This is a genomic window from Streptomyces sp. ISL-87 (genome assembly GCF_018614095.1).
Classification (GTDB): Bacteria; Actinomycetota; Actinomycetes; order Streptomycetales; family Streptomycetaceae; genus Streptomyces.
On the sequence record NZ_JAGGOY010000040.1, the window covers coordinates 1 to 23,959 of the forward strand.

The 23,959-nt window shown below is 71.1% G+C and carries 21 protein-coding genes, 2 tRNA genes and 2 pseudogenes; 10 read left to right on the forward strand and 15 right to left on the reverse strand.

The features are described 5' to 3' along the window. Together J7I97_RS15155 and J7I97_RS15160 are read left to right on the forward strand one after the other, a co-directional pair. Nucleotides 1-541, forward strand: a pseudogene (locus J7I97_RS15155) (transcriptional regulator); the annotation flags it as partial. Between the two features lie 12 nt (nt 542-553). After that, nucleotides 554-1,132 carry an HD domain-containing protein gene (locus tag J7I97_RS15160; RefSeq protein WP_214935073.1) on the forward strand — a complete coding sequence of 193 codons (579 nt, stop codon included), beginning with the start codon at nt 554-556 and terminating at the stop codon, nt 1,130-1,132. Between the two features lie 282 nt (nt 1,133-1,414). On the opposite strand, the gene J7I97_RS15165 is transcribed toward J7I97_RS15160, so the two are convergent. Then, on the reverse strand, nt 1,415-1,648 hold the full coding sequence (locus J7I97_RS15165; RefSeq protein ID WP_214935075.1) for a hypothetical protein: 234 nt from the start codon (nt 1,646-1,648) through the stop codon (nt 1,415-1,417). A gap of 81 nt (nt 1,649-1,729) precedes the next feature. On the opposite strand from J7I97_RS15165, the gene J7I97_RS15170 reads away from it, so the two are divergent. Then, entirely contained in the window at nt 1,730-2,698 is a 969-nt protein-coding gene (locus J7I97_RS15170; protein WP_214935078.1) for a helix-turn-helix domain-containing protein, read from the forward strand. Nucleotides 2,699-2,709: 11 nt separating this feature from the next. Here J7I97_RS15170 and def read toward each other — a convergent pair whose 3' ends face one another. From def to J7I97_RS15210, 8 genes and pseudogenes are all read right to left on the reverse strand, one after another. Continuing rightward, a complete protein-coding gene (def, locus tag J7I97_RS15175; protein ID WP_214935080.1) occupies nt 2,710-3,345 on the reverse strand; it encodes a peptide deformylase in 636 nt (211 codons plus the stop codon). A gap of 83 nt (nt 3,346-3,428) precedes the next feature. Further along, entirely contained in the window at nt 3,429-4,427 is a 999-nt protein-coding gene (locus tag J7I97_RS15180) for a hypothetical protein (protein ID WP_214935082.1), read from the reverse strand. A gap of 113 nt (nt 4,428-4,540) precedes the next feature. Beyond that, nucleotides 4,541-5,761: an HD domain-containing protein gene (locus J7I97_RS15185; protein WP_308369165.1), complete on the reverse strand. Its 1,221-nt coding sequence runs from the start codon at nt 5,759-5,761 to the stop codon at nt 4,541-4,543. Between the two features lie 347 nt (nt 5,762-6,108). Next, nucleotides 6,109-7,548 (reverse strand): annotated as a pseudogene (locus J7I97_RS15190) (HD-GYP domain-containing protein); the annotation flags it as partial. A 189-nt stretch (nt 7,549-7,737) separates the two neighbouring features. Beyond that, on the reverse strand, nt 7,738-8,049 hold the full coding sequence (rsrA, locus tag J7I97_RS15195) for a mycothiol system anti-sigma-R factor (RefSeq protein WP_214935084.1): 312 nt from the start codon (nt 8,047-8,049) through the stop codon (nt 7,738-7,740). After that, nucleotides 8,046-8,690: a sigma-70 family RNA polymerase sigma factor gene (locus J7I97_RS15200; protein WP_030709911.1), complete on the reverse strand. Its 645-nt coding sequence runs from the start codon at nt 8,688-8,690 to the stop codon at nt 8,046-8,048. The genes rsrA and J7I97_RS15200 overlap by 4 nt, the downstream gene beginning before the upstream one ends. Before the next feature lie 462 nt (nt 8,691-9,152). Continuing rightward, nucleotides 9,153-9,806, reverse strand: a complete 654-nt coding sequence (locus J7I97_RS15205) for an alpha/beta family hydrolase (RefSeq protein ID WP_214935086.1) — start codon at nt 9,804-9,806, stop codon at nt 9,153-9,155. 19 nt (nt 9,807-9,825) lie between these two features. Next, complete coding sequence (locus J7I97_RS15210; protein ID WP_214935088.1) at nt 9,826-10,641, reverse strand: SOS response-associated peptidase; 816 nt, start codon at nt 10,639-10,641, stop codon at nt 9,826-9,828. Between the two features lie 53 nt (nt 10,642-10,694). Here J7I97_RS15210 and J7I97_RS15215 point away from each other — a divergent pair, with 53 nt between their 5' ends. The 4 genes from J7I97_RS15215 to J7I97_RS15230 all read left to right on the forward strand — a co-directional run bounded on the left by J7I97_RS15215 (nt 10,695) and on the right by J7I97_RS15230 (nt 14,291). Next, nucleotides 10,695-11,408 carry a M50 family metallopeptidase gene (locus J7I97_RS15215; protein WP_214935090.1) on the forward strand — a complete coding sequence of 238 codons (714 nt, stop codon included), beginning with the start codon at nt 10,695-10,697 and terminating at the stop codon, nt 11,406-11,408. 53 nt (nt 11,409-11,461) lie between these two features. After that, on the forward strand, nt 11,462-12,814 hold the full coding sequence (gene aroA / locus J7I97_RS15220; RefSeq protein WP_214935092.1) for a 3-phosphoshikimate 1-carboxyvinyltransferase: 1,353 nt from the start codon (nt 11,462-11,464) through the stop codon (nt 12,812-12,814). Between the two features lie 10 nt (nt 12,815-12,824). Continuing rightward, complete coding sequence (gene rsgA, locus J7I97_RS15225; protein ID WP_214935095.1) at nt 12,825-13,835, forward strand: ribosome small subunit-dependent GTPase A; 1,011 nt, start codon at nt 12,825-12,827, stop codon at nt 13,833-13,835. A gap of 132 nt (nt 13,836-13,967) precedes the next feature. Then, the gene (locus J7I97_RS15230; RefSeq protein ID WP_214935097.1) at nt 13,968-14,291 is read left to right on the forward strand and encodes a multidrug efflux SMR transporter; all 324 of its coding nucleotides are present in this window, start codon (nt 13,968-13,970) and stop codon (nt 14,289-14,291) included. Here J7I97_RS15230 and J7I97_RS15235 read toward each other — a convergent pair. Beyond that, nucleotides 14,257-14,823, reverse strand: coding sequence for a TetR/AcrR family transcriptional regulator (locus tag J7I97_RS15235; protein WP_214935099.1), 567 nt, complete (start codon nt 14,821-14,823; stop codon nt 14,257-14,259). The two genes, J7I97_RS15230 and J7I97_RS15235, sit on opposite strands and share 35 nt — an antisense overlap. 138 nt (nt 14,824-14,961) lie before the next feature. On the opposite strand from J7I97_RS15235, the gene hisN reads away from it, so the two are divergent. Continuing rightward, nucleotides 14,962-15,765, forward strand: a complete 804-nt coding sequence (hisN, locus tag J7I97_RS15240; RefSeq protein WP_214935101.1) for a histidinol-phosphatase — start codon at nt 14,962-14,964, stop codon at nt 15,763-15,765. 144 nt (nt 15,766-15,909) lie between these two features. Next, entirely contained in the window at nt 15,910-16,305 is a 396-nt protein-coding gene (locus J7I97_RS15245) for a cyclic nucleotide-binding/CBS domain-containing protein (RefSeq protein ID WP_214935103.1), read from the forward strand. 65 nt (nt 16,306-16,370) lie between these two features. Here J7I97_RS15245 and J7I97_RS15250 read toward each other — a convergent pair whose 3' ends face one another. Then, complete coding sequence (locus tag J7I97_RS15250) at nt 16,371-17,840, reverse strand: catalase (RefSeq protein WP_214935106.1); 1,470 nt, start codon at nt 17,838-17,840, stop codon at nt 16,371-16,373. A gap of 130 nt (nt 17,841-17,970) precedes the next feature. Here J7I97_RS15250 and J7I97_RS15255 point away from each other — a divergent pair, with 130 nt between their 5' ends. Further along, nucleotides 17,971-18,387 carry a Fur family transcriptional regulator gene (locus tag J7I97_RS15255; RefSeq protein WP_214935108.1) on the forward strand — a complete coding sequence of 139 codons (417 nt, stop codon included), beginning with the start codon at nt 17,971-17,973 and terminating at the stop codon, nt 18,385-18,387. 143 nt (nt 18,388-18,530) lie between these two features. Here the strand turns inward: J7I97_RS15255 and J7I97_RS15260 are convergent. The 4 genes from J7I97_RS15260 to J7I97_RS15275 all read right to left on the reverse strand — a co-directional run bounded on the left by J7I97_RS15260 (nt 18,531) and on the right by J7I97_RS15275 (nt 23,946). After that, nucleotides 18,531-18,604: transfer RNA gene (locus J7I97_RS15260), tRNA-Met, on the reverse strand. 292 nt (nt 18,605-18,896) lie between these two features. Continuing rightward, entirely contained in the window at nt 18,897-20,753 is a 1,857-nt protein-coding gene (locus tag J7I97_RS15265; protein ID WP_214935109.1) for a tetratricopeptide repeat protein, read from the reverse strand. Between the two features lie 191 nt (nt 20,754-20,944). Next, nucleotides 20,945-21,018: transfer RNA gene (locus tag J7I97_RS15270), tRNA-Met, on the reverse strand. Nucleotides 21,019-21,063: 45 nt separating this feature from the next. Beyond that, the gene (locus tag J7I97_RS15275; RefSeq protein ID WP_251049326.1) at nt 21,064-23,946 is read right to left on the reverse strand and encodes a UPF0182 family protein; all 2,883 of its coding nucleotides are present in this window, start codon (nt 23,944-23,946) and stop codon (nt 21,064-21,066) included. Nucleotides 23,947-23,959 lie beyond the last annotated feature (13 nt).

Here is a 23,959-nt window from a genome sequence, read left to right on the forward strand (position 1 = left end):
AGGCCTCGGGATGACTGGCTACGACGATGCCCCAGACACCTCCGAATGGCTCGCGCAGCAGCAGCGCCCGGAGCGGCCAGGAGACTGGCTCACCCAGTGGCTCAACGCCCGGTCCGTCGCCGCCGTCGCCGCCCGCCAAGGCGACCGGGACCGCATGCGGCACTTCATCTCCACCACACTGGACGACGACGCAGGCGAGGCAGCCAACCTGAACTACTGGGCGTACTGGATCGGCGAGAACACACACCTCCAGCTCTCGGACGACTTCATCGCCACACCCAGCACCGGCGCCTGGCACGGACACAAGCTGCTCCAGCACCTCGTCAACGGCCTCGCACCCCACCAAGGCTTCTTCGACCTGAACATCCACACCCTCTGGGCCCTGTTTGCCGCGCGCCCCACTCTCCTGCGTGCGACTTCCACCACAGGGCGCGCACTGCGAGACCGGCTACCCGTGCTGTTGGATAGCACTGAGCCCTCGACCCGCGCGCGTCGAGAGCTGGAAGGCATCCGGTACGCGATCCGCCTCGCCGAGGCGTGAAGGAGAGACATAGTGGCTGACGACCTGTCCGCGGTGGCCCGCTTCCTCTTCGAAGCTGGCACGCTCAAAAACACGCGCCGCACGGGCTGGTGGATGGCTGGCGTCAACAACCCGGAGAGCGTTGCCGAACACTCCTGGCGAACGTCCCTGATTGCGTCGATCATTGCGAAGCTGGAAGGCGCCGACCCGGCAAGGGCGGCCTTCCTCGCCGTCTGGCACGACACCCAGGAGACCCGCACCGGGGACGTGAACCATCTCGGAAAGAAGTACGCGGACAGTGCGGATCCGGTGGCTGTGACAGCCGACCAGACAACAGGCATGCCCGAAGTGCTCGCGTCAGCGATCCGGGATCTGGTTGCCGAGTACGAGGCCAAAGACTCGCCCGAGGCGATCTGCGCGCGCGACGCTGACAAGCTGGAGTGCATGCTGCAAGGCATCGAGTACAAGGCTCAGGGCTACGAGAACGCCCAGCGGTGGATCGACAACAGCCGGGCGCGGCTCACGACAGAGACGGGGCAGCGTCTGGCGGACGAATTGCTGGGGCAAGGCCCACTTGACTGGCTGCGGGCTGCCCTTGGTGAGAAGGCCTGAGCCCGGACGCACGAAGGCGCCCCCCGCCCGTAGGCGAGAGGGGGCGCTGTCGCTCAGGAGCACGGTCTGGCGGGCGACCGGTGTCGCGCCGTGCAGGCAGAGCGTGTTGGCGGCCCCGTCGAGGGTGTGCCGTGTCGCGTACAGGGCGTCGATGAACTCGACATCACCTCGGCACTCACCACCGAGCCCACCCCTCGGCCGCCCCGGAAACCGAGACCCGCTACGACGACACCAGCAACCTCGCGTACGCCCGGATGCTGGCGCTCATCGCCAGGCGCACGCTCACAGCGATTCGCGAACACCGCACAGCGCGGGGCCTGCGGCAGCTGCCACAGGGAGCGGTCGTCGGCCGACCGGGCCTGCCGTCGCCGGCCCCCGCGCCTGGCCGGTGAAGCGGGCGGTCGGCGCGCGGAGCTCCCGGTCGATCCGGCGGTCGCGGACGACGCCCCACAGGGACGGGGCCAGCAGCAGGGCGGCGATGAGGAAGACGACGGTGAAGTCCAGGAACGTGTTCATGGGTCCACTCTCGGCGGAGCGAGGAAAACCGGACAGTGGCAGGACTGTCATGAAGAGACTAATTACTGCCACACTGACGTCATGCTGAAGAACGTGGCCGTGGCCCTCGTCGACGGAGTGGCGCCCTTCGAGTTCGGGATCTTCTGCGAGGTCTTCGGGCTCGACCGCAGCGCGCAGGGGCTGCCGGTGTACGACTTCGCCGTGTGCGCGGCCGAGGAAGGCACGCTGACCATGGCCGACGTCGGCTTCGCCATCGCACCCGCGCACGGCCTGGAGCGACTGGAGGAGGCGGACCTGATCTGCCTGCCCGCCGACCGGCAGGCGCCCGTACGGGAGTACCCTGAGCCGTTCCTCGACGCGCTGCGGCGGGCCGTGGACCGGGGCGCGCGGGTGCTCAGCGTGTGCAGCGGGGCCTTCGTGCTCGGGGCGGCCGGGCTGCTCGACGGCCGGCGCTGCACCACGCACTGGATGCACGCCCCGGCCCTGGCGCGCCGGTTCCCGCGGGCCGCCGTCGACCCCGACGTGCTCTACGTGGACGAAGGCCCGGTGATCACCTCCGCGGGCACGGCTTCGGGCATCGACGCCTGCCTGCACATCGTCCGCCAGGAACACGGCGCCGAGGTGGCCAACACCATCGCCCGGCGGATGGTCGTACCGCCCCACCGGGACGGCGGTCAGGCCCAGTTCATCCAGCGGCCGCTGCCGCGCACGGCGTGCGACACGGTGGGCGAGGTGATCGGGTGGATGGCCCGCCACCTGGAGGAGGAGATCAGCGTCGAGCAGCTCGCGGAGCGCGCGCACATGTCACCGCGCACCTTCGCCCGCCGCTTCCTCCAGGAGACCGGGACCACGCCGTACCAGTGGGTCCTGCGGCAACGGGTGCTCCTGGCGCAGGAGCTGCTGGAGGCCACGGACGATACGGTCGACGCGATCGCGGGCCGCACCGGCTTCGGCACCGCGGCGGTCCTGCGCCGCCACTTCCTGCGGACCCTGGGGACAACGCCGAACTCCTTCAGGCGTGCGTTCCGGGGCCCACAGGCCGCCGCCTAGTCACCACTCGCTCAGGCGTTCGGGACGGTCTCGTAGCGCGGGGTGCCCTCTTCCATCTGGCGCAGGGCGTCCTTGCGCTCGCGCTTGGAGAGGCGGTCGATGTACAGGTAGCCGTACAGGTGGTCCGTCTCGTGCTGGAGGCAGCGCGCGAAGAAACCGGTGCCCCGCACCTTGATCGGGTTGCCCTGCGCGTCCTGGCCGGTCACCTCGGCGTAGTCGGGGCGGGCCAGCGAGGCGTACGCCGTCGGGACCGACAGGCAGCCCTCGTTCGAGTCGTCGAGCACGCGCGAGTCGGCCGGCAGCTCCACCAGCTTCGGGTTGACGACGACACCGGTGTGGCGCACACCGTCGTCGTCCGGGCAGTCGTAGACGAAGACCTTGGCGTCCACGCCGATCTGGTTCGCGGCCAACCCCACGCCCTCGGCGGCCTTCTGGCTGGCGAACATGTCGTCGATCAGCTGTGCCAGCTCGTCACCGAACTCGGTGACGTCCTTGCACTCCCGGTGCAGCACCGGGTTGCCGACGACGGTGATCGGGCGGGCGGTGCCGCGCTCACGGTGGGCGAGCTCGCGCTCGGCACAGTCCTCCGTGTCCACGACGTACCCGTCGTTCACGATCTCGACAACCTCGTTCTCCTGCTGCGCCATGTCCGCCGTATGCCTTCCGTAAGTACCGGTCACCGGTGGTCACCAATGGCCACCGATGTGCCCGTACAGCCTACGGCCCCGGTTCAGCAGACTTCTTCGAGATCGCGCCACTCACGGCTGTCCGGGCTGTCCGCGACCCAGCCGTCCAGCAGCCCGCGCACCAGTCCTGCCGGGGCGGCGATCCCGCACTCCCGTTCGGGCACCCACAGGGATCCGGAACCGGTCGTACGGTGGCCCAGCGGCCCGGGATGCCCCGGTTCGCTGTGGTCGTGGGGGTCCAGGTGCTCCCCGTCGCCCTCGTCGCTCGGCATCGCGCTCTCCGAGCAGGTCCGGCACAGCAGCCGCACCGACGAGGACCAGTCCTCGGCGGCGAACCCGGCATCCGAAGCCAGCTGCTCCAGCGCGTTGCGGTCCGCCTCGGTGGCCGCCTCCAGGAGCACCACCCAGGTCGGCACCGGCGACGGCGCCCACAGCTCGATCTCGTCGAAGACGGGGTACGAGGGCCCGGCCGCGGTGACCCGCTCGCCGTGCGGGACCCCGTCGTGCAGGACGACCTCGCCCCAGCGCCGCCCGGACGAGGGCAGCGGGATCGACAGGACCTCCATACGGGCCGGGTCCAGCCGCCGGCCCCACACCACCTCGGCCTCGCCCTCGGGCGACAGCCGCACGGCGGCGCTGCCGAGCTCCATGCCGACCGGCTCGCCGTTTCCGCCGGCCCCGCTCTGGGGGTCTCCCGGCACCTTCAGCCCGTAGGCCTGCCAGGCGCGATGGGCCAGCGGCCAGTCCTGGAGCGCGGTCGCGGCGATCCCGACGTTCCACCAGTCCGGGGCGCCGGTCTCGCGGTCCAGCAGGGCCACCGCGCGCAGCCCGGCGGCCCGCGCCTGCTCCCAGTCGTGCCGGAACTTGTGGAGCAGGGCCAGGTTGAACCAGGACTCGGACAGCCAGGGCTCCAGGTCCGCCGCTCTGGTCAGGAGCGCGCCCGCGTCCTCGTACCGCCCGTCGCCGATCAGCGTGAACGCGCGGTCGGTGGCCTGCCGCCACGAGGCGGAGGGCCGATGCCGTACCTTCCCGAAGATCCTCACGATTCCCGCCTGCCGGTCCAACGGTGCAGCCTTGCGGACACCCTTACGGACACTCTGACACTCTCACTGGCATCCAACCATGCCCACTCGGACGGCCGCTCATTACCCATGGGTTACCCAGGTGGGGCCGGAACGACTCTGCCGTGTCCGCCCCTGGCCAGAACCCTCGCCAAAGACTCCACGACCGCCGGCTGGTAGTCGTGCCCGGTGCCCAGGCGGAGCTGTTCCAGGGCGGCCAGTGAGCCGCCCGGGTGACGGGTCCCGCCCACCAGGTCGTCGTACGCGTTGACCGCGCGCACGATGCGTGCGGCGACGGGCTGCTGCCGGTACGGGTCGGCCTGGCGCTCGACGACGACCGCGACCTCCGCCGGAACCCCGGTCTGCCGGGCCACCTCCCCGCCGAGCTCGGCGATCCGGCGGGCCTCGGCCTCGGGCAGCTCGGCGGTGGCTCCGGCCGGGACCGGGTCGATGAGGGAGAGCTGGCCGATGTCGTGCATCAGGGCGGCGTACTCCAGTACCGCGAGCTCCCGCTCCGACAGGCCCAGGTCCCGGCCGACGGCGCAGCTCAGGGCGGCTACCCGGCGGGAGTGGCCGGGCCGGGTGTATCCGGCGATCTCGGTGGCCCGGGCGAGCGAGGTGATGGTCTGGCGGTAGGTGGTGCGGATCGCGGCGATCCGGTGGAAGGACATCTGGGTGAGCAGCAGGGGCACGCTGAACACGGGCAGGGCCCAGAGTCCCGCGACGGCGACGCCGAGCGCCATGACCACGCCGGTGGCGCAGATCGCGAAGCCGATGCCGAGCTGGGCGCGCAGCTCGTCGCGCAGCAGGGGCCCGTACGGCCAGCCCGTGCGGGCTCCGGCCAGCGCGGCGGCGAGCACGGCGTCGCACAGGGCGGTGAGGCCGAGCAGGAGGAGCGGGAAGACGGCGAGGTACGGGCCCTGCCCGACCCAGCCCTCCAGCCGCCCGGAGTTGTAGAGCGGCTGGAAGCAGACGGCCGCGAAGCCGACGGTCAGCACCCGGCGCGCCACATGGTCGAGGGCGGGGCCGCGGCCGCGGGCGATGTGCGGGACGATCCCGACGAGGGCGGCCGCGACGACGACGGCCACGATCTGGAGGACCCCGTGGTGCGTGGGGTGCCCGGCGTTCGGGCCGAGCAGGGCGTACGCGAGGGCCCCGGCGGAGCCCAGCGGCGCCGGCCGGCGGTCGTGGAGGTCATTGAGGTCATCGCGCCGGGCCAGGCCCCCGATGGTGATCAGCATGCCGAAGGCCAGCGCGACACCCGCCTCGACGACCCCGTTCCACAGGGTGTGCCCCAGCCCCGCCAGGGCAAGCACCCCGGCGGCCCCCCGCACTCCCCATACGGCCGAGCGCCTCACGCGCTGTCCGCACCGCGACCGGCGCCACGGGGCCGCGCACCCATCCGCCCATCCGGCGGCCCCGCCCCGTCCCCTTCGCCCCCGGCCCGGCCCGAAGACCCCAGGCCACCCGCCGCGTCCCCGCCGTTACCCGGCGCCGCTGCCCCGCCCTGCCCGTCCTGGCTGGACGCCGAGGGCACCGGCCCGACCCCTCCGGCGTGCCCGGACGGCGGAGATACCGCTGCGGCCCGCCCGGCGTGCCCGGACGGCGCGGATACGGGTGCCGCCCGCCGGGCCGCGCCCGTCTCCCGGCCCTGGGACGGGAGGGCGGGCAGCGCCGGCCCGGGTGTCCCGCCCGGCAGGGCAACCGCACCGGCGGGGACCGCCCGGACCGTGTCCGCCCCTGCGCCGCCGGCAACGGCACCGGCGGGGATGACCTGGACGTCGTCGTCCGAGGTCACCACCGGGTGCCAGCCCTGCCGCCCGATGGCGTCCACCAGCGCGTGCACCATCACCGGGTCGAAGTGCGCCCCCGCACACCGTTCCAGCTCGGCCAGAGCGGTCGGCACCGGCCGGGCCCGGCTGTACGAGCGGGTCGAGGTCATCGCGTCGAACGCGTCCGCCACCGCCACCACCCGGGCCAGCACCGGAATCTGCTCCCCGGTCAGCCCGTACGGATAGCCGGTGCCGTCGACCCGCTCGTGGTGGTGCAGGATCGCGGACCGGGCCTCCCCGAGGAAGCCGATGCCGCGCACCATCTCGTGCCCGTACTCGGGGTGCAGTTCGATGATCCGCCGCTCCTCGGGGGTGAGCGGCCCGTCCTTGCGGAGCAGCCGGGTCGGGACGCCGAGCTTCCCGACGTCATGCAGGATCCCGGCGATGCGGACGACTTCCAGCCGGTCCTCCGGCATGCCCAGCTCGCGGGCGATCATCGCGGAGGCCTGGCCGACCCGCTCGCTGTGCCCGCGGGTGTAGCGGTCCTTGATGTCGACGGCCTGGACGAGGGCGCGGATGGTGGCCTGATGGGCGGCGCGCTCACGGTGGTACTGGGCGAAGACCCAGCAGGAGATGTACATCGGCAGCAGCACGAGCAGCGCGGCCGGCGGCCCGTACGGGCTGCGCCACATGACGGCCATCATCAGCCCGGCGAGGCCGTGCACGCAGTGCGGGACGAGGGACCGGGTCAGCAGTCCGCGCCAGGCGGTGCCGGCGGGCCGGCGTTCGGCGGTCACCAGGATGCCCCCGTCGAGCGCGGTGAGCACCAGGCAGAAGGCGACGGCGGCGACCGCCGCGGGGAACATCACGTACGGGAAGTCGGCGACCCAGGCCGAGGGATCCGGCGCCCCGGTCCCGGCCGGGGAACGGCCACCCAGCGCGGCCGGGCCGCGCAGCAGTCCGTACACCTGCCCCGCCGCCCAGGCGGCCATCGCCTGCTGCGCCGCGTGCCACACCCGCCGCACCCACGCGGGCCGCTGGACCACCGTCCCGGCGAGCCCCCCGGCCACCGCCACGAGCGCGGCGGCGGCGGGCGGCAGCAGGAAGACGGCGGCCAGCAGCACGGGGAAGAAGGAGCCGATGCCCTCGGGCACCCGGCTGCCCAGCAGCGGGCAGGCCTTGACCAGCTCGCAGCCGAGGTAGAGCACGGCGAGCAGAAAAACGACCAGCCAGGGGGTCCCGGGATGCGCGAGGGCGGGGGCGGTACACGCGCATGCGGCAATGACGGCGCACAGGATGTAGCCGCGCGCCCCCGGCGGAAGTTCCCGCATGGCGCTCTCCTCCCCCGGTGCCGTGCAAGCCAGGTACCGATTCAAACCAGTACCGAATGGGGAGAGTAATTGGGGGCCATGGAGAAGTGGGCCACATTTGCACATTGGCCCATGCAGACGCCCCCGGATTAGCACCTTCGAGTGAACGAAGTGCCCTTCCGGGGGCGGCTGTTCAGATCTGCCTGTTGATCAACTGGTGGCGGGACCCGCGGCGATATCCGTGATGTCGTGATCGGGCACGGCCTGTCCCGACCGGATCAGTTCGATCCGCCCCATCACCTTGGACCGCAGATCGGTCGGTACGTCGTCCGACCCGCAGCAGCGCTTCACCAGCTTCTTCACGGCCTGTTCCAGGCCGTACTTCTCAAGACAGGGATTGCACTCGCCGAAGTGCGTCTCGAACTTCGTGCAGTCGCTGTCCGGCATCTCGTGGTCGAGGAACTCATAAAGGTGGTCCAGGACCTCAGAGCACTCCGTCTCGTGCGGCTCTCCGCAGCTCATGAGCCCGAGCCTTTCCGGTCGTTCGACTCTCCCGCGCCGGCGGGGACGAGCCCGCGCTCACGGGCATAGTCCTCCAGCATTCCGCGGAGTTGACGGCGGCCACGGTGCAGTCGCGACATGACTGTACCGATGGGTGTACCCATGATGTCCGCGATCTCCTTGTACGCAAAGCCCTCTACGTCGGCAAGATAGACCGCGATGCGGAACTCCTCCGGAATGGCCTGAAGCGCTTCCTTCACATCCGAATCGGGCAGGTGGTCGAGCGCCTGCGATTCGGCGGAACGCAAACCGGTCGACATGTGCGATTCGGCGCGTGCCAGCTGCCAGTCCTCGATCTCCTCCGCGGCGCTGCGCTGCGGCTCGCGCTGCTTCTTGCGGTAGGAGTTGATGAAGGTATTGGTGAGGATGCGGTACAGCCACGCCTTCAGGTTGGTGCCCTCGCGGAACTGGTGGAAGGACGCGTATGCCTTCGCATACGTCTCCTGGACCAGGTCCTCGGCGTCGGCCGGATTGCGCGTCATGCGCAGCGCGGCCGAGTACATCTGGTCGAGGTAGCCGAGGGCGTCCCTCTCGAAGCGCGCGTTGCGCTCCGGGGTCGTCTCCTCCGCGTGGCCTTCGTCGGTCCCAGCGACAGGACCCACCTCCTCCGACTGCGTGGCGACTCCGAAAGCGGACCCGCTCGAATCGGAGAATAGTCGACCATCCCGGCCCCCCGCCGCCTGAAGCGGGCTGCGCTTGGGCGCGGGCAGAACCGTCCAGTCCAGGTCAGCGGCCTGCAGACGGTTCTGGCTGATGACCTGGGTCATGCGCTCCCTCTCCTCCGACGATTTCCCGTTCGTACCGACATCCGGGTCAACAGAAGCGCAGGGCGGCGCATTCCCGGGCGTGGCACGGGTTTTCACCATTCCCGGCGGGTCTGCCCGGCGGGGGTGAGGCGGATCACCCCGCACTATGTCAGGTCGCACCGGCGGCGAGGCGCCCGGGCGAGGCCCCGTACCGGACCGAGGCCGGACCCGGAGCGAGCCCGGACCGGGGCTCAAGCACTCCTGAAGCTCCCACGCCTCACCCTTACGCGGCACACCTCACGCCGCACATCTCACACCTCACACCTCAAGCCGCTCCAGCCACTCCCCCGCCGTATCCGTGATCACCGCGAGGGCCTCCTCCTGGGTCAGGCCGGCCTTCTTGGGCACCGCGAAGCCGTGGTCCCCGTAGGGCACCTCCACCAGCTCGTACGGATGCTCCGCGCCCGGCGGCGGGAACTCCTCGGGGCGTCCGAACGGATCCCGGCCGCCCTGCAGCACCAGGGCGGGCCGGCCGGCGCCCAGCAGTTCCTCGGCGCGGCTCTTCTCGGGCCTGCCCGGCGGGTGCAGCGGGAAGGACAGCGCCAGCACCCCGGCCGCGCCCAGCTCGGCGGCGGTCCGGCAGGCCACCCGGGCCCCGGCGCTGCGCCCGCCCGCCACCACGGGCAGCCCGGGCTTCGCCAGCGCCGGCCACAGTGCCCGCCAGCCCTCGTCCAGCACCTTCGGTGCGGCGGCGACCTTCTTGCCCGCCACCCGCCAGGGCTGTTCCACCAGCGCCACGGTGATCCCGCGGGCGGGCAGGGCGGCGGCCAGCGCCTGGAGGTCCCGGGCCTCGATCCCGCCCCCGGCTCCGTGGCTCAGGGCGAGAACGAGCCTGGCCTCGCGGGCGGTGTGCCAGGTGATGCGGGCCTCGCCCGCCGGGGTGTCGACGCTCTCGGTACGCGTGGGGCTCATGGCCTCCATCCTGCACGGGTCAGAAGAGCGTGCACTCTTCCGGCGCGGCCAGCTCGTCCAGCAGTTCCGGCCCGTTGTTGCGTACGTTGCTCACCGCGGTGGACACCGGGTAGGCGCGCATCAGGCCGCCCGGCGGGGCCGCCAGCAGGTCCCGCACCTCCTCGGCATCGGTCCGGGCGGGGTCCAGCCAGGCGTCCCACTTGTCCGGGGTCAGCATGAGCGGCATCCGCGGGTGGATGTCGGACAGCGAGCGCGGCCCCTCGGCGGGTGCCACGCCCAGCGGCGTGGTCTCGGCCTCGGTGGTGATCACCGAGCAGGTGACCCACCAGGCGAGCGGGTGCTCGTCGGGCAGGGTCCGGTCGCGCCAGAACTCGTAGATCCCGGCCATGGCGAAGACGGAGCCGTCGGCGGGGAGCACGAAGTAGGGCTGCTTGCGGGCCCGCTTCTTCTTGCCCTCGACCTCCAGCTGCCGTTCGTCGTGGGCGGTGACCCACTCGTAGTAGCCGTCGGCGGGGATGATGCAGCGGCGCTGCGCGAAGGGGCGGCGGAAGGACGGCTTCTCGGCGAGGGTCTCGGACCGGGCGTTGATCATCCGGGCGGCGCCCTCGGGGCTCTTGGCCCAGGACGGCACGAGTCCCCACTTCAGCAGGCGCAGCTGTCGAACCGGACGCCGGTCGGGCGCGTCTTTCACGGGACGGTCGAGGACGACGCGGACCTCTTTCGTCGGCGCCACGTTGAAGTCGGGGGCCAGGGTCTCCTCGGGCTCCCACTTCTCGACACCGAAGAGCCGGACCAGATCCTCGGGGCTCCGGCTCGCTGCATACCTTCCGCACATGACTGTCACACTGCCATGTCACCCGACTAGCACCGCAAGGAGTCCGCCACTCTATGGACAGCACCACGACGGCCGGCCTGTGGGACCGGCTCACCGGCATACAGACCCCGCCCGAGGTGTGGCTGGTGATCGTGACGGGTGTGGCCGCGCTGGCGGCCGTCGGGCCCCGCCCGCTGTGGCGGCTGTCCCGCAACGCGGTGACCATCGCGCACGAGGGCGGCCACGGGCTGCTGGCCCTGCTGACCGGACGGCGGCTCGACGGAATCCGGCTGCACTCGGACACCAGCGGGGTGACCGTCAGCAGCGGCAAGCCGACCGGACCGGGGATGATCCTGACCGCGGCCGCCGGGTACACGGCCCCCTCGCTGCTCGGGCTCGGCGGGGCCGCGCTGCTGTCGGCCCACCGGATCACACTGCTGCTCTGGGCTGCGACCGCCCTGCTGGTGGCGATGCTGGTGATGATCCGGAACGCGTACGGGCTGCTGACGGTCGTACTGACCGGCGGAACGTTTGTTCTGGTGTCGTGGACCACTCCGGCCGAGGTGCAGGCGGTGTTCGCGTACTCGGTGGTGTGGTTCCTGCTGCTGGGCGGCGTCCGGCCGGTCTTCGAACTCCAGGCCAAGCGGCGGCACGGCGGAGCACCGGATTCCGACGCGGACCAGCTGGGCCGGCTCACCCATGTGCACCCGATCGTCTGGCTGTTCCTCTTCCACGCCGTCGCGCTGTGCTCCCTGATCGGCGGCGGACGCTGGCTTCTCGGCCTCTGAGACGGGAACGCGATCAAGATCTGGGTCCAGGCGGAGCCACTAAAGTGGGGGCCATGACCGAGACCCCCGCGCTCCACACCCTCTGGCCCGCTCCAACCGCGGACGGGGCCGTCCACGCCACCGTCACCGTGCCCGGGTCCAAATCGGTCACCAACCGCGCCCTGGTGCTGGCCGCCCTGGCCGCCGAGCCGGGCTGGGTCCGCCGCCCGCTGCGCTCCCGCGACTCCCAGCTGATGTCGGACGCGCTGCGCGCGATCGGCGTCGGCATCGAGGAGACGGTCTCCTCCAGCTCGGCCGGCGACGGGGAGAGCGGCGAGGCCTGGCGGATCATCCCCGCCGCCCTGCACGGCCCGGCCACCGTCGACGTCGGCAACGCGGGCACGGTCATGCGCTTCCTGCCGCCCGTCGCGACCCTCGCCTCCGGCGACATCCGCTTCGACGGCGACCCGCGCTCCTACGAGCGCCCCCTCGGCCAGGTCATCAACGCCCTGCGCACCCTCGGCGCCCGGATCGACGACGACAGCCGGGGCGCGCTGCCCATGACCGTCCACGGCGGCGGGGCCCTGGAGGGCGGCACGGTCGAGATCGACGCCACCAACTCCTCGCAGTTCGTCTCCGCGCTGCTGCTCTCCGCCCCGCGCTTCAACCAGGGCGTCGAGGTCCGGCACGTGGGCACCAACCTGCCGTCGATGCCGCACATCCGGATGACGGTGGAGATGCTGCGCGCGGCGGGCGCCCAGGTCGACACCCCCGAGGCCGGCGGCGAGAAGAACGTGTGGCGGGTCGCGCCCGGCGCGCTCCTCGGCCGCGACATGGTCGTGGAGCCGGACCTGTCGAACGCCCAGCCCTTCCTGGCCGCGGCCCTGATCACCGGCGGCACGGTCACCATCCCGGACTGGCCGCGCCGCACCACGCAGCCCGGTGACGCGCTGCGCCGGATCTTCACCGAGATGGGCGGCTCCTGCGAGCTGACCGACGCCGGCCTGGTCTTCACCGGCACCGGGAAGATCCACGGCATCGACGTGGACCTCGGCGAGGTCGGCGAGCTGACCCCGGGCATCGCGGCGGTCGCGGCGCTGGCCGACTCGGAGTCGGTCCTGCGCGGCGTCCAGCACCTGCGGATGCACGAGACGGACCGGCTGGCCGCGCTGACCAAGGAGATCAACGAGCTCGGCGGCGACGTCACCGAGACCGCCGACGGCCTGCACATCCGCCCGCGCCCGCTGCACGGCGGCGTGTTCCACACGTACGACGACCACCGGATGGCCACCGCGGGCGCGGTGATCGGCCTGGCCGTGGAGGGCGTACGGATCGAGAACGTGGGGACCACCGCGAAGACCCTGCCGGACTTCCCCAAGATGTGGGCCGACATGCTCGGCCAAGCGTCACCGGGAGCGGGAGCGTAGGGGCCCCGGCATGCGCAGATACGGCAAGCACACCGACGAGGACGACATCCGCCAGCGGCCCAACCCCAAGGGCAACCGGCCGCGGACCAGCATCCGGCCCAAGCACGAGGACGCGGCCGAGGGCTTCGTCCTGACCGTCGACCGCGGCCGGCTGACCTGCCTGGTCGAGAACCGCACGGTGCACGCCATGAAGGCGCGCGAGCTGGGCCGCAAGGCGGCGGTGGTCGGCGACCGGGTCTGGATCGTGGGCGACCTGACCGGCAAGAAGGACACCCTCGCCCGGATCGTGCGGATCGAGGAGCGCAAGTCCGTGCTGCGCCGCACCGCCGACGACGACGACCCGTACGAGCGCGTGGTCGTCGCCAACGCCGACCAGCTGGCCATCGTGACGGCGCTCGCCGATCCGGAGCCGCGCCCCCGCATGATCGACCGCTGCCTGGTGGCCGCGTACGACGCCGGGCTGGAGCCGTTGCTGGTGCTCACCAAGTCCGATCTCACCTCCGCCGACAAGATCCTGGAGATCTACTCGACGCTGGGCGTGAACTACGTGGTCACCAACCGGGAGGAGCTGGCGACGGGCGACGCGGCCGAGCGGGTGCGCGAGCGCCTCAACGGCCGGATCACCGCCTTCGTCGGGCACTCCGGCGTCGGTAAGACCACTCTGGTGAACTCCCTGGTCGCCGAGGGCCGCCAGCGCGCCACCGGCCATGTCAACGCGGTGACCGGCCGCGGCCGGCACACCACCACCTCGGCGCTCGCCCTTCCACTGCCCTCGGGTGACGGCTGGGTCATCGACACCCCGGGCGTGCGCTCCTTCGGCCTGCACCACGTGGACCCCTCCCGGGTGATCCTCGCCTTCCCGGACCTCGTACCGGGTACGGAGGAGTGCCCGCGCGCGTGCAGCCACGACGAGCCGGACTGCGCGCTCGACAAGTGGGTGGAGGACGGCCACGCGGACCCGGCGCGGCTGTATTCGCTGCGGCGGCTGCTGGAGACGCGGGAGCGCCGCGAAGGCGACTGATCGCCCGGTGGGGTGTGGCAGGGTTTGCCAGCCGGCCCGTCTGGATAAATGGATAGGCGCACCACGTGGCGCGCAGGCTCAGGCCCAGACTCCGGCCGGAACCGTGTCACATGACACGGGGAGGCATTCGACATGGCGTGGCTGCTCGTCGTCGTCGCGGGAATCCTGGAGACCGGTTTCGCGGTGTGCCTCAAGCTGTCCCACGGGTTCACCCGGATGTGGCCGACGGTCGCCTTCGCCTGCTTCGCACTCGGCAGCTTCGGCCTGCTGACGCTGGCCCTCAAGAAGCTGGACGTGGGTCCGGCGTACGCGGTGTGGACGGGGATCGGGGCCGCCGGCACCGCCATCTACGGCATGATCTTCCTCGGCGATCTGGTGTCCACCCTCAAGCTCATCTCGATCTCGCTGGTGATCCTCGGGGTCATCGGCCTCCAGCTGTCCGGTTCGGCGCACTGAGCAGGCCGAGCAGCTCGCCGAGTCCGGGCTCTTCCCCGGGGACGATCACGTACGACAGGGCCAGCCGTACGACGAGTTCGCAGCCGTCCGCCGGGCCGTCGCCGGGGCCGAGCGCGGCCGCCGCCCGGTCGCGCACCGCGCGGGCCAGCTCACCGGGCCCGGAGAGGCCGCCCCCCGGGCCGGCCGTCCGACGCGGCGGGACGGGTAGGCGCACGTCCCAACACCCCGTCAGCAGCGCCCGTACGAGGGGACGCGCGCGGGCCGCCCGTACGGTCCACTCGGCGACCGCCGCCAGCCGGACCGTGCTCCCGGCCGGGGATCCGAGGGCCCGGTCGACCCCGGCGAGGTACCAGTCGGCCTCCCGCCGGATCAGGGCCCGGCCCAGGCCCGCCTTGCCGCCGAACTCGTTGTAGAGGGTCTGCCGGGACACTCCGGCGGCCGCGGCGACATCCACCATGCGCACCGCCGGCCACGGGCGGGCCGAGAGCGCCGCTCCTGCCGCCTCCAGCAAGGACTCCCGGGCTGCCGGCATCGTCGTCGCCTCCCCTTCGCCTCCCCGCGTGGCCCCCTCGCCAGAGTTGACGGGCCGACAGGTCCTGTCAAGGGCGCCTGCCCGGCCGCACTGTGGACCTCGTTCGCAGGGGTGCCCGAGTCTCGATACTGTTCGGCCATGCCCGAGTATGACGATGATCTCCGCCTCGCCCTTGAGCTCGCCGACGCGGCGGACGCCGCCACGATGCAGCGCTTCCGCGCCCTTGACCTGAAGGTCGAGACCAAGCCGGACATGACCCCGGTGAGCGAGGCCGACAAGGCGGCCGAGGAGATCATCCGGGCCGGGATCCAGGCCGCGCGGCCCGGGGACGCGATCCTGGGCGAGGAGTACGGACTCAAGGGCGACGGCCCGCGCCGTTGGGTCGTGGACCCGATCGACGGTACGAAGAACTACGTGCGCGGGGTCCCCGTCTGGGCGACGCTGATCTCCCTGATGGCGGAGGGCACGGACGGCGTGTTCCGTCCCGTGGTCGGGGTCGTCTCCGCGCCGGCGCTCGGCCGCCGCTGGTGGGCTGCGCAGGGCGGGGGCGCGTACGCGGGTGGCGCGCTCGGCGAAGCCACCCCGATCGGCGTGTCGAAGGTCGCGACCCTGGGTGACGCCTCCTTCGCGTACTCCTCGCTGAGCGGCTGGGAGGAGCAGGGCCGGCTCCCCGGGTTCCTGGATCTGACCCGGCAGTGCTGGCGTACTCGGGGCTATGGCGACTTCTGGCCGTACATGATGGTCGCGGAGGGCTCGCTGGACCTGTGCGCCGAGCCGGAGCTGAACCTGTGGGACATGGCGGCCATCGCGGTCGTGGTCCAGGAGGCGGGAGGCCGCTTCACCAGCCTGGACGGGGTGGACGGCGTGCACGGCGGGAACGCGGCGGCCTCGAACGGGCCGCTGCACGAGGAGATGCTGGGGTACCTGGCCCCGCGCTCCTAGGGGGTCTTCGCGTGCTTATGTGCCGAGCGCGCCCTCTTGTTGACCCTCCGTGTCCGTGGGAATCTGAGACTCCCCTGCTTGTGCGCTTGTGAAGTCCTTCTCTAAGTGCAGTCAGGGGACTCACCCCAGGAGGTGGCTCTCTTCATGCTCGTCCGCGACGCCATGAGCACCGTGATCCTCACCCTCGGACCCGCACACACCCTCCGTCAGGCCGCCTGCCTGATGTCCGGCCGGCGCGTCGGCGCGGCCGTCGTCCTCGACCCCGAACACAGCGGAATCGGCATCCTGACCGAGCGCGACATCCTGAACTCGATCGGCGCGGGACACGATCCCGACCGGGAGACCGTGGGTGCGCACACCACGAACAACGTGGTGTTCTGCACCCCTGACGCCACCGTGCAGGAAGCCGCCGAGGCCATGGCCCACGGCGGTTTCCGGCATCTGATCGTGCTGGAGCACGGCGGCCCGGTGGGCATCGTGTCCGTCCGCGACGTCATCCGCTGCTGGGCGCCCGCCCGGCGCAGCGCCGTACCGGCATGAGACGACGCCGGGCCGGCACCCCGAGGGGGTACCGGCCCGGCGTCTTCCTACGACAAGCGCTCCGGTCAGCCGCGAAGGGCCTGGACCGCGGCTTCCAGCCGCTTGCCGAAGTCGCCGTCCGCCTGGCGGAAGTTGTTGATCGCGCGCTCGGCGATGTCGTCACGGGAGACCTTGGCGATGAAGCCGGCCAGGTTCTCGATCAGACGGGACTTCTCGTCGTCCGACATGAGGCGGTAGAGGTTGCCCGCCTGGACGAAGTCGTTGTCCTCGCGGTGGATGGGCGCGGCGTGGTTGCCCGTGCCGCCGGTCACCGAGGTGGACTGCCACAGCGGACGGTCCGTCTGGTGCGGGCCGCCGAAGCTGTTCGGCTCGTAGTTCTTCGCACCCTTGTGGCGGCCGTCGTACAGGAAGCCGTCACGGGAGTTGGTGCGCGCCTCGGTGGCGTGCGGGCGGTTCACCGGCAGGTGGTCGGCGTTGATGCCGACGCGGTAGCGGTGGGCGTCGCCGTACGCGAAGAGACGGCCCTGGAGCATCTTGTCCGGGGACGGACCGATGCCGGGGACGAAGTGCGCCGGGGAGAAGATCGACTGCTCGACCTCGGCGAAGATGTTCTCCGGGTTGCGGTTGAGCTCCAGCTTGCCGATCTCGATCGGCGGGTAGTCCTCGTGCGGCCACACCTTGGTGAGGTCGAACGGGTTGAAGCGGTACTCCGCCGCCTCGGCCGCCGGCATGATCTGGACCTGCACGGTCCAGCTCGGGAACTCGCCGCGCTCGATGGACTCGCGCAGGTCGCGCTGGTGGGAGTCCGGGTCCTCACCGGCGAGGAGGTTGGCCTCGGCCTGGGTGAGGGTCTTGATGCCCTGGTCGGTCTTGAAGTGGTACTTGACCCAGAAGACCTCGCCGGCCTCGTTGTTCCACTGGAACGTGTGCGAGCCGTAGCCGTTCATGTGGCGGTAGGACGCCGGGATGCCGCGGTCACCGAAGAGCCAGGTCACCTGGTGGGTCGACTCGGGGCTCAGGCCCCAGAAGTCCCACACGTTGTCGGCTTCCTGCGAGCCCGAGTACGGGTCGCGCTTCTGGGTGTGGATGAAGTCCGGGAACTTGATGGCGTCCTTGATGAAGAACACCGGGGTGTTGTTGCCGACGAGGTCGTAGTTGCCCTCTTCGGTGTAGAACTTCAGCGCCCAGCCGCGGGGGTCGCGCACCGCGTCGGCCGCACCGAGGTTGCCCGCGACGGTGGAGAAGCGCAGGAACGTTTCGGTCTGCTTGCCGACCTCGGACAGGAACTTCGCCCGGGTCCACTGCGAGACGTCCCGGGTCAGCATGAAGGTGCCGTACGCACCGGCGCCGCGGGCGTGCACCACGCGCTCCGGGATGCGCTCGCGGTTGAAGTGCGCGAGCTTCTCCAGGAGGAGCTGGTCCTGGACGAGAACGGGCCCGCCAACGCCAGCGGTCTCGCTGTTCTGGTTGTCGGCGACCGGAGCTCCGGCCTCCGTGGTGAGCGGTCCCTGCGTCACGTGCGCCTCCTGCGTCATCCCTGCAAGTCCTGTCCTTGGCGTTTGCCGAGACCGATCCTACGATGGACTTTGTCTAAGTCAAGTAAGAATCCAAGTCAACACTGGTTCGGGATCTACACCGGATCGTCTCGCTGTTAGGCTGGCATCTATGAGTGACCTGCTGGAACGACTTCGCGGACGCGGATGGCGCATGACCGCACAGCGGCGTGTCGTGGCCGAGGTGCTCGACGGTGACCACGTGCACCTGACGGCCGACGAGGTGCATGCGCGTGCTGTGGCCAAGCTGCCGGAGATCTCCCGGGCGACGGTCTACAACACACTGGGCGAGCTCGTGACCCTCGGCGAAGTCCTTGAGGTGTCCACGGACCGCCGCGCCAAGCGCTACGACCCGAACGCGCACCGCCCGCACCAGCACCTGGTCTGCGCCCAGTGCGGCGCGATCCGCGACGTCCACCCGGCGGGCAACCCGCTGGCCGACCTCCCCGACTCGGAGCGCTTCGGCTTCACGGTCTCGGGGGTCGAGGTGACGTACCGCGGCGTCTGCCCGAACTGCGTCGGCGCCTAGCCGCCACATGTAAGGAGAGGGCCCCCGGAGCCAGCGGCTCCGGGGGCCCTCTCACGTGTGGCGGCTTTCGATCTCCCGGCGTCTTGGCAACCGGAAACGACTCAGGGCCCGGATCCATTGGATCCGGGCCCTGAGTCATTCAGTAGCGGGGACAGGATTTGAACCTGCGACCTCTGGGTTATGAGCCCAGCGAGCTACCGAGCTGCTCCACCCCGCGTCGGTAAACACGACTTTACGTGAGGCCACCCGGCAGATGCAAATCGGTTAACCGGCCAGTCCACGGTGCAGCAGCGCGGTGATGCCGTCGACCACCTCGGCGTCATCCAGCCCGGCCCCGCCGGTCATGGCCGCGTAGCCGCCCCGCCGACCAACCCCAGCCCCGCAGCACAACTCCAGCCCCGCCGGCCAACCCCAGCCCCGCCGGCGTTTGAGGCGCGGGGGTTCCGGGGGCTGGCCCCCGGCAGCGGCGCGGCACCCGCAGGCCCACCCGTCCACCCCCCGGCCAGGGATCAAGCCGAGAGTTCCTCCGCAAGCGCGTCCCGGAGCCGCGCCGCCCGCTCCGAAACCTCCGCCGGCCCCAACTCCATGGCCCGCACGCACCACTTCTGCCCCTCGGCCAGGTCCCCGTGACGAGCGGCCAGCAGGCCCAGCCGCAGCGCCGCCCGGCCGTGGCCGGCCACCGCCGCCCGGGTCCACCACAGCGCCGCCTCGGGCTCGTTCCCCTCCCTCGCCAGCAGCAGCCCCAGGTTGAAGGCGCCGTTGCGGGATCCGGCCTCCGCCGCCTCCCGGTACCACCGCGCCGCCACCGCCAGGTCACCCCGGGCCGCGGCCAGCATCCCGACCCGTACCTGCGCACGGCGGTGCCCCTGCTCCGCCGCCCGCTCGTACCACTCCTCGCTCTCGGTCCGCGCGGCGCCACCCACCGGCTCACCCAGCGCCACCGGCTCCGGCGGCGGGGCCAGCGACTCCAGCAGCGAGGCCAGCCGGAACGCCGCCTCCGCGCTGCCGCCGCCCGCCGCGCACCGCAGGTGCCGCTCGGCCGCCCGCTCCTCGCCGTCCCGCACCAGCGCGATGCCGACCTGGAGCGCCGCGTCCGTGTGCCCGGCCGACGCCGCCCGCTCGTACCACTTCAGTGCGGTGCGGTCCTCGTCCCGGCTGGCGAACAGGATCCCGAGGTTGAACGCGGCGTCCACGCTCCCCGCCTCGGCCGCCTTCGAGAACCACGGCTCCGCACCCGCCGCGTCCCCGACCTGGAGCAGCAGGATCGCCAGCGCGTTGGCCGCCTCGCGGTGTCCCGCGTACGCGGCCCGCCGGTACCACTGCTCGGCCTGCGCGGTCCGCTCCTGTGCTGCGCACAGCAGGGCGAGGTTGTACGCCCCGTTCTGGTCGCCCGCGTCCATCGCGGCCCGGTACCAGCGCTCCGCCGTCTGGGTCTCGCCCCGCGCGGCATGCAGCGCGCCCAGCGCGTTCGCGGCGTTGCCGTCGCCGTCCTGCGCCGCCCGGTGCCACCACGCGGCCGCGCTGTCCTCGTCCCCCGCGTCGCGCAGCAGGAAGCCGAGCGCGCACGCTGCCCGGGCCTCCCCCTGCTTGGCGGAGGTCAGGTACCAGCGCCCCGCCTCCTTCAGCTCCCCGCGCGCCTCCAGCAGGGCGCCCAGGTGCAGCGCCGCCCGCCGGTGGCCGCGCGCGGCGGCCTGCCGGTACCACTGCTCGGCCTCGGCCGGGTCACCCTTGCGCAGGTGTCGCGCCAGCCGGTACGCCGCCTCGCGGTGGCCCTGTTCCGCGGCAGCCCGGAACCACCGCTCCACTCCCTTGTCCCCGCGGTGCTCCAGCAGGTCGGCCAGCCCGTACGCGCCCAGCGCATGGCCGGATTCCGCCGCCTGGCGCAGCCAGTACTCGGCGGCGGGCTCGTCACCGCGCTCGCGGTAGTGGCGCCCCAGGGCGTGCGCGGCCGGCGCGGAACCGGCCACGGCGGCGACCCGCCACCAGCCGGCCGCCTCGTCGGGGTAGCCGCGCTGGTGCAGGAGTACGCCCAGGTTGTTCGCGGCGGCGCGGTCCCCTTCCCCTGTGGCCCCGCGCAGGTACGGCTCGGCCCCCGCCAGGTCGCCACGGCGCAGCAGCAGGGCGCCGAGCACGCTCATGGCGCCCGGGTCCCCCTTGTCGGCGGCCACCCGGTGCCGCGCCTCCAGCTCGGCGTCGCTCGCCGCGTCGGTCTCGACGAAGGCTTCATCCGCGAAATCCGCATCGGTCAGTGCGGTCTGCGCGTTCACGACCTGAGCCGCCTCATTGGCTTCCGTGCCCGATTCGGCCGTCGCCCTCACAAACCGCCCTGTCTCCAGCAGAGTTGACCTGTCCCCCATAAATCCCATCGTCGCATCACCTGCTACCCGCGTACACCTGGTATGTCGCAGCCAGTGAGGTCACTACAGCGTTTTGTCGACATGCCCACAGGGAGACAAGTCAAACACGCTCCCGCCTGAACTCACCCGTCCCAGCTACACGCGCCCGCCCCGGACATGACGAAGGCCCGGATCCCATGGATCCGGGCCTTCATCTTCAGTAGCGGGGACAGGATTTGAACCTGCGACCTCTGGGTTATGAGCCCAGCGAGCTACCGAGCTGCTCCACCCCGCGTCGGTGAAACCACAGTATCACGACGCGGGAGGGGGCCTTTACCGATTAACCGGCCGGCTTGGGAGCCGTCAGCTTCGCCTCCGCGTCGATCGCCCGCTTCAGCGCCGCCTTCATCTCGTCCTGGGCCTTGCCGAATGCCGCCCAGTCGCCGGCCTTCAGCGCCTTGTCGGCCTCCTCGACGGCCTTCGCGGCATCCGCGAGCGCCGCCTTGACCGTCGGGTCCTGACTGGTCGGCGGCGTGGTGGTGCCCTCGCCCGGCGGCTGGGTGGTCGGCGGCACGGGCGTGGTCGGCGCCTCGGCCCCGAACACCACGTTCAACGCCTTCTCCAGGGTGTCCTCGAAGGCCGTCTGGCCGCCATAGGTCACCAGCACCTTGCGCAGCAGCGGGTACTTCAGCCCGGAACTGCGCACGTACACCGGCTCCACATAGAGCATCCCGCCGTCGAGCGGCACCGCGAGCAGGTTTCCGTACTCGACCTCGGAGTCGCCGCCGCGCAGCAGGCGGATCGACTCAGCGATCTTCGGTTCGGACTGGAACTTGCTCTGCACCTGCCCCGGTCCGTCGACCGGCTTGCTGGTCGGGAGTTTCAGGATGCTGATCTTGCCGTAGTCCGGGGTGCCCGGATCGGCGTTGACCGCCATGAAGGCACTCAGGTTGGGCCGCTCGTTCGGCGTGAACGTCGTCGTGAGCGAGAAGACCTGGTCCTTCTCCTTCTGGTCCGGCATCTTCATCGACAGGTAGTACGGCGGAACCGCCGTGCCGGCCTTGGTCGTCGGGTCGTCCGGGACGGCCCAGGCCTCACTGCCGCTGAGGAAGGTCTGCGGGTCCGTGACGTGGTACCGGGTCAGCAGTTCGCGCTGGACCTTGAAGAGGTCCTGCGGGTAGCGCAGGTGCTCCATGAGCGCCTTGGGGATCTCACTCTTGGTCTTGACCGTGCCGGGGAACGCCTTCATCCAGGTCTTCAGGACGGGGTCCTTGGTGTCCCACTGGTACAGGTTGACCGTGCCGTCGTACGCGTCGACGGTCGCCTTCACCGAGTTGCGGATGTAGTTGACCTGGTTCTCCTGCGCCACCACCGCGCGCTGGCTGTTGGTCAGCGAGTCCGCGGTGCTCTGGCCCAGCGTGGTGCGCGAGGCGTACGGGTAGCCGTTCGTCGTCGTGTACGCGTCGACGATCCACTTGATCCGGCCTTCCACCACCGCCGGATACGGGGCCCCGTCGATGGTCAGCCACGGCGCGACGGCCTCGACGCGCTGCTTGGGCGTGCGGTTGTAGAGGATCCGCGAGCCGTCGCCGATGGCGCCCGAGTACAGGATCTGCGGCTCGCTGAAGGCGAGCGCGTAGGCGGCCCGGTTGATCGGGCTGTCGAGATTGACGCCGGAGTCGCCCTTGTAGCTCGTCTCCTTCTCGCCCTTGTCGTCGGAGTAGTCGAGCTCCTTCTGCGGCCCGCCGACGATCGAGTACTGCCTCGTCTTCTCGCCGTAGTAGACGCGCTGCTCGAAGTCAGTGCCGAACATCCCCTTGGAGGGCAGGTCGGACTGGGTGAAGTCCGGCGCCCCCTGGTCACCGACGGTGGTGCCCTTGGCAGCGACCACGCCATAGCCGTGCGTGTACTTGAAGTGGTCGTTGATCCAGTTGTTCTTCGGGATGCCGCCGATGTTCAGCTCGCGCAGGCCGATGACCGTGTCCTGGCCCTTGTACCGGTCCACGGCGAGCGTGGACGGGAAGGCGTAGTAGCCCTTGACCTGCTGGAGCTGCTGGAAGGCCGGGGAGACGATGTTCGGGTCGAGGAGGCGGACGCTGGCGGTGGTGTCGGCCACCTGCCTCAGCTTCGTCTTGTCCTGCGTCTGCGGAACGCCCGGGTAGTCCTTGACCTCGGATCCCGCGATCCCGTACGCGTCACGCGTCGCCTTGATGTTCTTCTCGACGTACGGGGATTCCTTGGCCTGCTCGTTCGGCTGGACCTGGAACTTCTGCACGATCGCCGGATACAGCCCGCCGATGAGGATCGCCGAGAGCACCATCAGGCCGAAGCCGATGACCGGCAGCTGCCAGGTACGGCGCCACAGCGTCGCGAAGAACAGCGCGGCGCAGATCGCGGCGATGGCGACGAGGATCGTCTTGGCCGGCAGGTACGCGTTGGCGTCGACGTACCGCAGGCCCGTCCAGTTGTCCGCGGCCTTGAAGTCGCTGGACTTCACTGCGAGGCCGTACCGGTCCAGCCAGTACGCGATGGCCTTGAAGGTGACGAAGAGGCCGAGCAGCACCGACAGGTGCCCGGTCGCCGCGGCGGTGGCACGGGCGCCGGGGCTGGTCACGCGCAGCCCGCCGTACAGGTAGTGCACGACGACCGCGGCGATCACGGACAGCACGGCCGCGGCGAAGCCGAAGCCGAGCAGGAAGCGGTACCAGGGCAGGTCGAAGGTGTAGAAGGACACATCCATGTTGAACTGGGGATCCTTCGTGCCGAAGGACACCCCGTTCACATACATCAGCCAGGTCTTCCACTGGCCGGCCGCCGAGGCGCCCGCGATCAGGCCCACGAGCGAGGCGATCCCCAGGAGCAGCCACTTCTTGTACGGGGCGACGCTCATCCGGTAGCGGTCGAGGCTCTGCTGCTCCATCGACATCGCGCTGAGCGGCGGCCGCAGTCGGTACGCCAGCCAGATGTTGAACCCGACGGCACCCGCCATCAGCAGGCCGAAGATGGCGAAGAGGCCGATCTTGGTCCACAGGGTGGTGGTGAAGACGACGGAGTATTTGACCGACCGGAACCAGAGCCAGTCCGTCCAGAAGCCGGCGAACATGACGAACGCCATGGCCAGGACGGCCAGGACCCCCAAGGTCATCAGAAGAGTGCGGGCTCGCCGGGACGGGCGGCCGACTCTCATCCGTGGCCCCGAAGGGCCTCCGCCGCGGTCCGGCATCTGGAAAGCCAAG

Bases quoted from the DNA above. Each gene is read 5' to 3' on its own strand.
- J7I97_RS15165 (WP_214935075.1), bottom strand. From the start codon at position 1,648: ATGAACACGTTCCTGGACTTCACCGTCGTCTTCCTCATCGCCGCCCTG.
- J7I97_RS15170 (WP_214935078.1), top strand. From the start codon at position 1,730: ATGCTGAAGAACGTGGCCGTGGCCCTCGTCGACGGAGTGGCGCCCTTC.
- def (WP_214935080.1), bottom strand. From the start codon at position 3,345: ATGGCGCAGCAGGAGAACGAGGTTGTCGAGATCGTGAACGACGGGTAC.
- rsrA (WP_214935084.1), bottom strand. From the start codon at position 8,049: ATGAGCTGCGGAGAGCCGCACGAGACGGAGTGCTCTGAGGTCCTGGAC.
- J7I97_RS15205 (WP_214935086.1), bottom strand. From the start codon at position 9,806: ATGAGCCCCACGCGTACCGAGAGCGTCGACACCCCGGCGGGCGAGGCC.
- J7I97_RS15210 (WP_214935088.1), bottom strand. From the start codon at position 10,641: ATGTGCGGAAGGTATGCAGCGAGCCGGAGCCCCGAGGATCTGGTCCGG.
- J7I97_RS15215 (WP_214935090.1), top strand. From the start codon at position 10,695: ATGGACAGCACCACGACGGCCGGCCTGTGGGACCGGCTCACCGGCATA.
- aroA (WP_214935092.1), top strand. From the start codon at position 11,462: ATGACCGAGACCCCCGCGCTCCACACCCTCTGGCCCGCTCCAACCGCG.
- rsgA (WP_214935095.1), top strand. From the start codon at position 12,825: ATGCGCAGATACGGCAAGCACACCGACGAGGACGACATCCGCCAGCGG.
- J7I97_RS15230 (WP_214935097.1), top strand. From the start codon at position 13,968: ATGGCGTGGCTGCTCGTCGTCGTCGCGGGAATCCTGGAGACCGGTTTC.
- J7I97_RS15235 (WP_214935099.1), bottom strand. From the start codon at position 14,823: ATGCCGGCAGCCCGGGAGTCCTTGCTGGAGGCGGCAGGAGCGGCGCTC.
- hisN (WP_214935101.1), top strand. From the start codon at position 14,962: ATGCCCGAGTATGACGATGATCTCCGCCTCGCCCTTGAGCTCGCCGAC.
- J7I97_RS15245 (WP_214935103.1), top strand. From the start codon at position 15,910: ATGCTCGTCCGCGACGCCATGAGCACCGTGATCCTCACCCTCGGACCC.
- J7I97_RS15250 (WP_214935106.1), bottom strand. From the start codon at position 17,840: ATGACGCAGGAGGCGCACGTGACGCAGGGACCGCTCACCACGGAGGCC.
- J7I97_RS15255 (WP_214935108.1), top strand. From the start codon at position 17,971: ATGAGTGACCTGCTGGAACGACTTCGCGGACGCGGATGGCGCATGACC.
- J7I97_RS15265 (WP_214935109.1), bottom strand. From the start codon at position 20,753: ATGGGATTTATGGGGGACAGGTCAACTCTGCTGGAGACAGGGCGGTTT.
- J7I97_RS15275 (WP_251049326.1), bottom strand. From the start codon at position 23,946: ATGCCGGACCGCGGCGGAGGCCCTTCGGGGCCACGGATGAGAGTCGGC.